The sequence below is a fragment of the Planosporangium flavigriseum genome, assembly GCF_011947225.1.
GTDB lineage: Bacteria > Actinomycetota > Actinomycetes > Mycobacteriales > Micromonosporaceae > Planosporangium > Planosporangium flavigriseum.
Window position 1 is genome coordinate 1 of the sequence record NZ_JAATVW010000042.1, and the last position, 9,657, is coordinate 9,657.

The 9,657-nt window shown below is 70.4% G+C and carries 11 protein-coding genes; 5 read left to right on the plus strand and 6 right to left on the minus strand.

Annotated features, from left to right (window positions below):
- Nucleotides 1-335: 335 nt before the first annotated feature.
- Nucleotides 336-1,451 carry a site-2 protease family protein gene (locus HC028_RS26540; RefSeq protein WP_168080184.1) on the minus strand — a complete coding sequence of 372 codons (1,116 nt, stop codon included), beginning with the start codon at nucleotides 1,449-1,451 and terminating at the stop codon, nucleotides 336-338.
- Between the two features lie 249 nt (nucleotides 1,452-1,700).
- On the opposite strand from HC028_RS26540, the gene HC028_RS26545 reads away from it, so the two are divergent.
- A complete protein-coding gene (locus HC028_RS26545) occupies nucleotides 1,701-1,880 on the plus strand; it encodes a hypothetical protein (protein WP_168080185.1) in 180 nt (59 codons plus the stop codon).
- Here the strand turns inward: HC028_RS26545 and HC028_RS26550 are convergent.
- A complete protein-coding gene (locus HC028_RS26550) occupies nucleotides 1,868-2,044 on the minus strand; it encodes a DUF2795 domain-containing protein (protein ID WP_239075754.1) in 177 nt (58 codons plus the stop codon). The two genes, HC028_RS26545 and HC028_RS26550, sit on opposite strands and share 13 nt — an antisense overlap.
- 104 nt (nucleotides 2,045-2,148) lie before the next feature.
- Here HC028_RS26550 and HC028_RS26555 point away from each other — a divergent pair, with 104 nt between their 5' ends.
- A complete protein-coding gene (locus HC028_RS26555) occupies nucleotides 2,149-2,355 on the plus strand; it encodes a DUF3072 domain-containing protein (RefSeq protein WP_168080187.1) in 207 nt (68 codons plus the stop codon).
- A 326-nt stretch (nucleotides 2,356-2,681) separates the two neighbouring features.
- Here the strand turns inward: HC028_RS26555 and HC028_RS28295 are convergent, their stop codons facing one another.
- Nucleotides 2,682-2,804, minus strand: coding sequence for a hypothetical protein (locus tag HC028_RS28295; protein WP_275408293.1), 123 nt, complete (start codon nucleotides 2,802-2,804; stop codon nucleotides 2,682-2,684).
- A 263-nt stretch (nucleotides 2,805-3,067) separates the two neighbouring features.
- Here HC028_RS28295 and HC028_RS26560 point away from each other — a divergent pair, with 263 nt between their 5' ends.
- Nucleotides 3,068-3,292, plus strand: coding sequence for a hypothetical protein (locus HC028_RS26560; protein WP_168080188.1), 225 nt, complete (start codon nucleotides 3,068-3,070; stop codon nucleotides 3,290-3,292).
- A 91-nt stretch (nucleotides 3,293-3,383) separates the two neighbouring features.
- On the opposite strand, the gene HC028_RS28300 is transcribed toward HC028_RS26560, so the two are convergent.
- Entirely contained in the window at nucleotides 3,384-6,542 is a 3,159-nt protein-coding gene (locus tag HC028_RS28300) for a S8 family serine peptidase (protein WP_275941400.1), read from the minus strand.
- Between the two features lie 173 nt (nucleotides 6,543-6,715).
- Nucleotides 6,716-8,059, minus strand: a complete 1,344-nt coding sequence (locus HC028_RS26570) for a class I adenylate-forming enzyme family protein (RefSeq protein ID WP_168080190.1) — start codon at nucleotides 8,057-8,059, stop codon at nucleotides 6,716-6,718.
- Between the two features lie 87 nt (nucleotides 8,060-8,146).
- Between HC028_RS26570 and HC028_RS26575 the strand changes: the two genes are divergently transcribed.
- Together HC028_RS26575 and HC028_RS26580 are read left to right on the plus strand one after the other, a co-directional pair.
- Nucleotides 8,147-8,527, plus strand: a complete 381-nt coding sequence (locus HC028_RS26575) for a tetratricopeptide repeat protein (RefSeq protein WP_168080191.1) — start codon at nucleotides 8,147-8,149, stop codon at nucleotides 8,525-8,527.
- Nucleotides 8,528-8,612: 85 nt separating this feature from the next.
- Nucleotides 8,613-9,197, plus strand: coding sequence for a DUF4142 domain-containing protein (locus HC028_RS26580; RefSeq protein WP_168080192.1), 585 nt, complete (start codon nucleotides 8,613-8,615; stop codon nucleotides 9,195-9,197).
- A gap of 124 nt (nucleotides 9,198-9,321) precedes the next feature.
- Here HC028_RS26580 and HC028_RS28305 read toward each other — a convergent pair whose 3' ends face one another.
- Nucleotides 9,322-9,447, minus strand: a complete 126-nt coding sequence (locus HC028_RS28305; protein ID WP_275408292.1) for a hypothetical protein — start codon at nucleotides 9,445-9,447, stop codon at nucleotides 9,322-9,324.
- Nucleotides 9,448-9,657: the final 210 nt, after the last annotated feature.

Sequence of the window (9,657 nt, forward strand, 5' to 3'; positions counted from 1 at the left end):
GGGAAGGCCGGAGCACTACGGACGATCCAGGTTGTAGCGCCGGCAAATCTTTCTTAGGTCTCGTTTAATTGGGCGGGGAAGGCCTTGTGAGTGGTGGAGAACCGGATAGCGTCTGCGTCGTTCCCACGTGGATGCGCCGACCTACCCCCCCCGCCCCAGTTCCCACAACCGGTGGCTGGCGCGTCCAGCGCGCGACGGGGCACACCAGGCCCGGTCGGCCCCGTCGCGCGCGAATGTCTTCCGGGAGGTCAGTGGTGCCGCCAGCGGGCGTTGGAACCGGACCTTCGAAATTGAGGCCTTCGAACCGGAGAGACCTCCTCGCCTCCGATCGGCGATCACGGTTGCCGGGCCAGCTCGGCGGCCCGGGCTATGTCGGCCTGGCTCACCACCCCCACCAGGAGATCGTCCTCGACCACCAGCACGAGGTCGCTGCGGGCTACGACCGGCGCGATCTCGGCGGCCGGTCGGGCTGCCGCGACCACGGGTACGAGATCGGGTCGCGTTGCGACTTCGCCCAGCCGGGTGCTCGGCCGCGCTTCGATGGGCACCCGTGCCACGTCGGCCAGTCGCACCATTCCCGCGGGTCGCCCGTACCAGTCCCGCAGTGGAAATGCCCGGTGGTGGGCGCGGGAGGCGACGGTACGGGTGAAGTCGTCCACACTCTGATCCGGATTGCCCGACAGCGGGTACGGGTTCATGACGTCCCGGACCGGCAACTTTCCCAGCAGCGCGCGGTACCGGGCATTGGCCTGCTCGGCCGTTGCCGCCGACATGAGAAACCAGCCCACGATGCCGAGCCACAGGCCGCGGAGTTGACCGGTGGACAGCACCTCGGCCATGCCGGCGAGGATGAGCAGCAGCCCGATCACGTGACCGGCGCGGGTGGCGACGAGGTTGGCCTGTTCGCGGTCGCCGCGTATCCGCCACAGGATCGCGCGCAGCACCCGGCCGCCGTCCAGCGGCGCGCCCGGCAACAGGTTGAACACCGCGAGAATCGCGTTGATCAACGCTAGCCAGACGAGCGCGGCGGTCAGCACGGCCGGAGCGCCGAGGACGGCCGCCGCCACGACCCCACCGCCGAACGCCGCGGCGGCGACCACGCTCGTCAGTGGTCCGGCGCCGGCTACGAAGAGGTCGGCCCGGGCGTGCGGAGCTTCGTCGGTCAGTTCGGCGACGCCGCCGAGCAGCCACAGCGTGACGCGCTGTACCCGGATGCCGTAGTACCGCGCGACGAGAGCGTGAGCGAGTTCGTGAGCCAGCAGCGACAGAAGGAAGAGCACCGCCGCGCCGACCGCTGTGGCCCAGTAGACCCAGTTCGGCCGCCCGGGTGCGCTCGTCGGCAGCACCGCCGTGGCGAGGCCCTGTACGAGCAGGGCCATGATGACCAGGACCGACCAGTGCACGCCTACCGGAATTCCGGCCACCCGTCCCAGCCGCAGGGTCTGTGTCACCGGCACTCCTAGTCTCGGCGCTCATAGCGACGTCTCATAGCGGCGCCTCCCGTCCGACGGTCCTCCGTTCTGGTGATCGATTCCAGTGCCGCTCCCGGAGCGGCTCGGGTTGACCTGCGAGGTCGTCCTGGTGAATCCAGGACAGCTGCCGTGCGCCGAGGTTGGCAAGGCGCGCTGGCCGGCGCGCTGGAAGGGCGGGGAGCCTCCGGTGCCGGGGTTGCCCCAGCCGCGGTTGGGTACTGGTGCGACATGAGTGAAGCTCAAAAGAGCACCGATCAGGTGCCGTCGTACCAGGTACCCGAGGCGGGCGACATTCCCGCTGAAGACGCCACCTCGCCGCAGGTCATGTACGCGCGCGAGCGTGACCAGGCCGAGGGTGACGTGGAGCAGGAGGACGAGGTCCAGTCCGTCCGTCGTCAGCGCAGCTGACCGACCGCCTCGCTGACGTCGTTGGGGGAGTTGAACCGGTCGCGGGGAAGTTGTTCCAGGGTGCGCACCACGTTGTCGTCGGCGCCGTTTTCCCGGGCCCGTTGGAGGAGCGTGTTCTTGTCGGCCGGGTAGTCGATGCCCTTCAGAAACTTCTGCAGTTGCACCGGGTTCACCGTCATGCCGGACGGCTACCCCCGCTCGCGCCGTGCATGCCCTCGGGCGCCACGGGGTATACGTACAGATGTTCGACCAGCCGAAAGGTGGAGGAATGGCTGACCCGAGTGAGATCCCGCAGTCGGCAATCAAGGATCCCGACGATTGGACCACGGGGGACGAACCGCCGACGGGCGCTCAACGGTCCTACCTGGGGACGCTCGCACGGGAGGCCGGCGAGGAGGCCCCTGACGACCTCACGAAGGCCGAGGCTTCCAAGAAGATCGAAGAGTTGCAGGAGAAGACAGGGCGAGGTGCCTGAAACGCCGAAAGGCCCCGGGCGATCCCGCGTGGGACGGCCGGGGCCGGGCGCTGGCTAAATCGCGCGGCGGCCTGGGCCACCATCCGGAAGCACCACCATGGAACAGGGCCCCAGGGGTGATCTCGGGGGGCTCTGTTGGTTATCGCTTTGAGAGGGGCGGGCGTCGCGAAATCAGCACCTGTACCTGTCGGCGATCTCTTCCCTGTCCGACGCGGCGTGCCCTGTCGGACGGTACGAACTAGCCGACGCCTCGGAGAGGATCGCACGGTAGCCCGGACCGGGAGGCCGGTGAACGACAGCGGGCCGAGTTTCCGCAATATCGAGCCTTAGCGCAGCAGTAGGTTGGCGAGCACGGTCAGCACGACCGAGGCGATGATCGAGAACAGGATCATCAACAGGCAGCCCAGTCCACCGCCGAGCGGGCGGATCTCCACACCTCCGAAGCGCACGGTTGGTTCGTACCCCAGACTCGCCGAATCAATCCACCACCGTGCCTGTATCGCCGCGCGTTGAACGTTGGGGGATAGGTATCTGTCCAATCGGCTGCGGTCAAAGTGCTCCACGCCGAGCAGATGGGGCACGCCACGGCGGACGCGCGATTCCTTCGGGAGCGCTCGATCCTGCTGACGCTGCGCCACGACAATATTGCGGGTACGCGACCTGATCGCCACCCGTGACGCTGCGCTGGCGCTGGTCAAGGATCTGGTACACGGTGGAAGCCGGGCGTCCGCCGTACAACGACCAGGTCCAGCGCACGATCCTGGTACGTCACCTCACGTCGGCGCCGCGCCGGCGGGCCGGCATCCCGAAGCCGGCCTGGCGGCTGATCCAGGCCTGTGTCCAGCGGTGGCACCGGTACGTCGTCGTGAGCTGGAAGTACGCGGGCCTGCCCATCATGTCTGGTGGATCGGCTCGCAGCGAGCCCTTCGCCTGCTGACCAAACCATGATCGCGGAGAGTTCTCCGTGGCACGGGGGTTCCGTGTCATCGCCGGAAAACTCTCCGCGATCATGTCGATGGATTACCGGGTCAGATCTGCACGCCCCGGCACAGCACGGTCTGGCAGCGCGACGTCGTCCACATCGACGGGCTCAGTTTGAAGTTGAGCACCGGTGCGAGACGGAGCCCGCCACGAGCGGCCGGCTGACCGAGCTGCAGGGCGACCCGCCGGGTGGCCCCGGGCGGGCCCGCCGGCACGGGCGGACCGGACGGCGCCGTACCCGGCGCGGGCGTACCCACTCCAGGGCTGCCGGGAGCCGGAGCGCCGGGAGCCGGAGCGCCGGGAGCCGGAGCGCCGGGGGTACCCGGTCCAGAGGCGCCGGGCGGCGTCGCACCGGGCGTGGTGCCACCACCCGCGGCGGTTCCGTCGTAGCGGAAGGCGTTCGGCATGGTGACCGACCGTCCGGTCTGATCGCCGACCGTCACCGATACGACCGAGCCCGCCGCGCCGGAGGGCACGATGACCGTGAGCAGATACGGGTTGCTGCTCTGGACGTACGCTCCGGTGCCGCCGAAGTAGACCATTGGGTAGGTGGGGAAGCCCGAGCCCATGATCATCACGGAGGTACCCCCACTCGCCGGTCCGTTACCGGGCGAGATCGACGTGATCGTGATGCCGTTCCCGGTCACCGATGGTGGCGGCGGGGTGGCCGGCGGTCCGGCCGGCACGGGACCGGCACCCGGGGCCGACGGCACGGGACCGGCACCCGGGGCCGACGGCACGGTGCCGGGGCCGGGGACGGTACCCGGACCCGGGACGGTACCTGGACCGGGGACGGTACCTGGGCCGGGGATAGTGCCGGGACCCGGGACAGTGCCGCCCGGTCGAGGGGCGGAGCCGGCGCCGGGGCCGGGGACGGTGCCGGGACCCGGGACAGCGCCGCCCGGTCGAGGGGCGGAGCCGGCGCCGGGGCCGGGGACGGTGCCGGGACCCGGGATGGTGCCCGGAGCCGGGACGGGGCCGGGGACGGCACCGGCGCCGGGGCCCGGGTTGGTGCCCGGTGCCGGCTGCGGGCCGGTCATGACCGGGGGCTGCGCACCGGCCGCCGGGGGAGCATAGGGAGGAGGCGTGACGCCGGCCGTCGGAGCCGGATCTGCCGGTACGGTCTGGCCGGGCGCGAGCACCACGAAGAAGATGGCGTTCGACCGGCCGTACGAGTACGCGCGGTCGGTGGCCGAGACCAGGTCCACGACGAGGGCGTACTGGCCGGCGGGCAGCGTCGTGCCGACGGCCATCCGCATTCCACCGTTGGTCAGGGTCGGATTCGCCCCGTCAACGCCGTCCGCGGGTCCGAGGAGGACCTGGGCATTGGAATCGGTGGTGACCTCTTTGCCGTCGATCGTCACGGGCTGGTCGACCACGCCGTACGTGGTGCCGTCCACCAGGGTCAGGAGCGTGGCCTGCGGCGTGACGGCAACACCCGCCGGCACCGCGCCGGGCGCCGCCTTGACCGTCAGGTTGCCGGTGTGCGGGGTGTCGGCGCTGAAGTCGTGGAAGGCGGCCGCCTCGAGGCTGACGCCGCTGGCGGCGAGCGCGCGATCGGCGTTGAGCCGGCCACCGGTGACGGACTTTCCACGGTACGCGTCGACCGGGTCGGCGGTGTCCATCAGCCGCTTGCGCACCTCGGCGGGGGGCATTGTGGGGTCGGCCGACAGGACGAGCGCCGCGGCGGCGGCCACGTGTGGTGACGCCATCGAGGTGCCTTGAAGTGCGGCGTACCCGCCCTTGTCCACAGTGGAGACGATGTAGTGGCCGGGCGCGAACAGGTCGACCGAGGTCGCGCCGTAGTTGGAGAAGCTCGCCCGCTGCTCCGCGGCGGTTGACGCGCCGACCGAGATGATGTTGTCCAGCGGCAGGTCGGCGGGCCAGACCGGCGACGTGTCGGTGTTGACGCCGTCGTTGCCGGCCGCCGCGGCGACCACGACGCCCTTGCTGCCCGCGTACGCGATCGCGTTCTCCACGGCCTGCACGCTTTCGCGCGGGGCGCCCGGACTGGTACCCAGGCTGGCGTTGATGACCTTCGCGCCGTTGTCCGCGGCGTACCGGATGCCCAGCGCGACGTCGGACATCCACATGGAACCGTTGGCGGACACCTTGACCGACATGATCGTCGCGCCGGGGGAGAGGCCGGCGGTGCCCTGGGCGTTGTTCGGGATCGCGGCGATCGTGCCTGCCACGTGGGTGCCGTGGTCGTTGCTGTCGGCCGGGTCGTAAATGGTGTTGTCGTTGTGGGCGAAGTCCCAACCGCTGCAGTCGTCGACGTAGCCGTTGTTGTCGTCGTCGACGCCGTTGCCACAGATCTCGTTCGGGTTCTGCCACAAGGTTGGCAGGTCCGGGTGGTTGGACTGAATGCCGGTGTCGACGACGGCGACGACGACGCCCCTCCCGGTGTTACGCCGGTTCGCCTCGACTCCGTCGACGTCCGCGTCGGGTATGGCGAGGTAGCCGCCGATGTTGCCCCCGTTGTTCTCCAGGGCCCACAGCAGCGAACTGTACGGGTCGTCGGTCCCCGTGACCTGCATCAGGACGTCGTTCTGCGTGGACAGGCCGGTCAGTGCCGCGACCCGCTTGGCCGGCAGGTCGCCGACGACCCGCCAGGTCGTCTGGTCCACGGCGGACACGTCCACCACCGCGGGATCGTTGACCAGCGGGAGCAGCTGTGTGGGTACGACCTTCGTGGCCGGCCGTGCTGCGGGTACGGCCGGGGCCTGGGTGGCCGGGGGCTGGGTGGCCGGGGTCTGCTTGGTGGGCGTCTGGGCGGTTCCGGCGCCGGCCGTCACGTCGACGCTGCTGCCGTCGGTGAGGATGGCCAGGACGCGGCCGTTGTCGCTGCGCTCGAGGCGGTCCACCCGGCCCTGGTACCGCGCGAGGGCCTCCAGGTCGATACCGGACGCGATGCCGGACGTGTCGATGCCCGGAACGCCGGCGCTGGCAGCGGGGGCTGCGGTCGCGGGAGTCGCGGACGCGGGGGTCGCGGTCCCGGACGCTCCGGTAGGAACGGAGACGACCGGCGAGCCGGCCGGTACCCGTACGAGGACGTGGTGGTACCCGTCCGGCGCCGGCTGCGCCGCGGCGAGGGGCCGCAGCGGCAACGTATCCGGGCGTGCGAGGGCAACCGCAGCCGTCGCGCTGCCGGCCACGACGGCAGTTGCGACACTGCCGACCATGATCCGGGCACGTAGCCCCATCCTGTTCACTGCGTTCCTCCCCTAGCCATCCGTGGCACACCGCAACCGAATCATCACAACGGGTCACGGTTGTGGCTCGGTGAGAAATCGGTTGCAGCGGGGGTGCATGCACAAAGTGCAGGAACGCGATCGGGTGGTGGAAGGGGCGGGGTACACAAAATGGCATATACCGTCTAATGTGCCGAACTAGGCCATTGTGTGAGGCCGAGGAATCCCGGCAGGTCGAGGCGGCGGACCTTGCCCGTACTCGTGCGCGGCAGGTCGGTGACGACGTAGTAGTCCTTAGGCCGGCGCGCCGGCGCCAGCCGCTGCCGGGCGTACCGGTCCAGCTCGTCGGCTGTCGCCGACCCCACGACCGCAGCGCACAGCCGGGTGCCCCACCGTTCGTCGTCGACGCCGAAAGCGGCGACCTCCTCGACGCCGGGGCACTCCGCGAGGACGAGCTCGACCTCGCGCGGGTAGACGTTGACCCCGCCGGTGATGACCAAGTCGTCCCGGCGCCCGTCGAGGTAGAGGTACCCGTCGGCGTCCAGCCTGCCGACGTCGCCGACGGTGAACTCGTCGCCCCGCCAGGCGGCCGCCGTCTTCGCCGGGTCGCCCCAGTAGCTGAACCGGGCGTACGCCGGCACCCGGCACCAGATGACGCCGTCACCGTCCACCCGCAGTGCCCGGCCCGGCCGTGCGTGCCCCACGGTGCCGGGCCGGGCCGCCCACTCGGCTGCCGAGCACGTGGTGAACTGGCCCTCCGTGGAGCCGTAAAACTCGTACACCGAACCAGGTGGGAAGGTGTCCAGCACGCGGCGCTTCAGCGCGTACGGGCAGGGCTCGCCGGCGTGGGCCAGCAGCCGGAACGAGGAGAGGTCGGGCAGGCCGGGCCCGGCGTCCGCGGCGGCGAAGAGCCGGCGTAGCTGGGTGGGTACGCAGAAGGCGGTCGTCGGCCGGTGCCGTGCGATCACGTCCAGCATGGCGGCGGGGTCGAAGCGGCCCGGCAGGATCACCGTGCCACCGCGAAGCAGCGTGCACATGGCGAACCGCAGGGGCGCGGAGTGGTACAGCGGGGAGAAGACCAGGTGCCGGTCGCCGGCGTGGAAACCCCACAGTGCGACCTCCTCGTCGAGGAGCGCCTGCGCGGCGTCGGGGCCGAGCACGCCGGACCAGACGCCCTTGCGCCGCCCGGTCGTACCCGAGGTGTAGTGCATGGGTCGGCCCAGCGGCGCGGGCGCGAGCTCGGCAGCGGGGCCGGTGAGCAGCTCCCCGAGCGCGGCGTCGTCGGAGACCACGAGCGCCGGCTGGCAGTCGGCGAGAAGGTCCGCTCGTTCGGCCGCCGGTAGCACCGGATCGAGGATGACCGGGATGATGCCCCGCCGTAGCGCCCCGAGGACGGCGGCGAGCAGCCCGGCCGACGGCGTCAGCAGCAGCGCCACCCGGTCGCCGGGCTCGAGCCCCGCGCTGGCCAGCGCGCCGGCCACCCGCCGTTGAAGCTCTTCACTGTCCGACCCCGTCACGATCGCAACCATCGCCGAACGGTACCCGGCCGCATCCCGGGGAACAGAACCCATGGACGGGTAGTTGTGCGCAGAACACGCGATCATCAGGGGGCCGGTGTGGTTGATCTTTATACCGAGTACGAGCGGGCTGTCAGGCAGTTCGACGCCGGTGATCCGATCGGCGCCGCCAACGCGCTCGCGCCGATCGTCACCGCCGAGCCCGACAACAAATCGGTACGGCTGCTGCTGGCGCGGGCCTATTACCACTCCGCCCAGCTGCGCCGGGCTGAAGAACAGTTGCGCTGGCTGATCGACCGGGATCCCGCTGATCACTACGCGCACTTCGTCCTGGGCCGCACGCTGGAGCGGCTGGGCAAACCGGGGCAGGCGCTGCCGCATCTCCGGCTGGCGGCTGCCATGCGGCCCCTGGACGACTACACCGACGCGCTGCGCCGGGTGGAGGCCAGGACCTCCGGCGGCACTGGCGGGCGCCGCTGAGGGTGGTACGCCGGTTTAACGGGTATCGGACACCTTCCGGTCAGTACATGCAGTACTGAAACAGAGCAGTGCGCCGGAGGTTGTCATGCGGATACCAATCGTGGCGAGCATCGTCGCCACCGTGTGCCTGGGATTAGCGGCCCCCGCCGGGGCGGCGCCAGCGGCCACCCCGACGCCCGGCGGCACGCTCGGCGCCCGGGACAGAGCCTTCCTGACCGCGGCCGGTCGCGGCGCCGAGTTCGAGGTGGCGAGCGGCCGCCTCGCCGCCGCCCGGGGCGCGGACCAGCGCATTCGGACGTTCGGCAACCGGATGGTCCGCGACCATGGCAAGGAAGTGCAGCAACTGCAGTCGCTCGGCCGTACGCTGCACGTCACCCCGCCGACCGCGCTGGGCCGCGACCAGCAGGCCGTGACGGCGATCTGGTCGAGCCTGCGGGGCGGGCCGTTCGACTGCTCGTACGCGCCCACCATGCAGGCCGACCACGAAGCCGACCTGGGCATGTACGCGGCGATGGCCCGGCATGCCGACAACCCGCAGGTACGCGCGTTCGCCAAGGCCCAGATCCCGGTGCTGCGGCAGCATCTGCAGTTGGCCACCCGGAACCTCACCGGGCTGAACTGCTCGGCACCGCCGCCGACGGGGCCACCGCCAACTGCTGTGCAGACCTAGGCGGCGTCGGTCTGGCTGTCGTCGATCGGGATCTGCGGCAGTGGTTCGGCCCAAACAAAGACGCCCGATAGATGTACGCATATCAGCCGGGTACTCACGGCCCGCGACCGAACGGAAAAACCGGTCAGACGGTCATCGTGATGATGCCGGCGAGGCCCATTAGCGCGAAGAGGCATACCGCTACCAGGCTCATGTGGTCGGTGGAGACCCGGCTGTCCCGCTCGGTGGTGTCGATCTCGATCGTGGTCATGGCGACTCTCCCGCTGTTGCCCTGCGATTTCGTAGATCGACCGGGCATCGTCCGACTTGACGGGATCCTGCCTGGCGATCTCTGCTGGGGTTACCCGAGGACGGCGAACGCGACACAACGAGTTGGTGAACCCGTGCGGGATGAAGATCACAACAGCGGAGAGCTGTGGCGTACGGCTACCTGGATCGTCCGTAGTGCTCCGGCCTTCAG

What these genes read in the sequence shown, in the direction of transcription:
- HC028_RS26555 (WP_168080187.1), top strand. Translation starts at nt 2,149, where the DNA reads ATGGCTGACCCGAGTGAGATCCCGCAGTCGGCAATCAAGGATCCCGAC.
- HC028_RS26570 (WP_168080190.1), bottom strand. Translation starts at nt 8,059, where the DNA reads ATGGTTGCGATCGTGACGGGGTCGGACAGTGAAGAGCTTCAACGGCGG.
- HC028_RS26580 (WP_168080192.1), top strand. Translation starts at nt 8,613, where the DNA reads ATGCGGATACCAATCGTGGCGAGCATCGTCGCCACCGTGTGCCTGGGA.
- HC028_RS28300 (WP_275941400.1), bottom strand. Translation starts at nt 6,542, where the DNA reads ATGGGGCTACGTGCCCGGATCATGGTCGGCAGTGTCGCAACTGCCGTC.
- HC028_RS28305 (WP_275408292.1), bottom strand. Translation starts at nt 9,447, where the DNA reads ATGACCACGATCGAGATCGACACCACCGAGCGGGACAGCCGGGTCTCC.
- HC028_RS26545 (WP_168080185.1), top strand. Translation starts at nt 1,701, where the DNA reads ATGAGTGAAGCTCAAAAGAGCACCGATCAGGTGCCGTCGTACCAGGTA.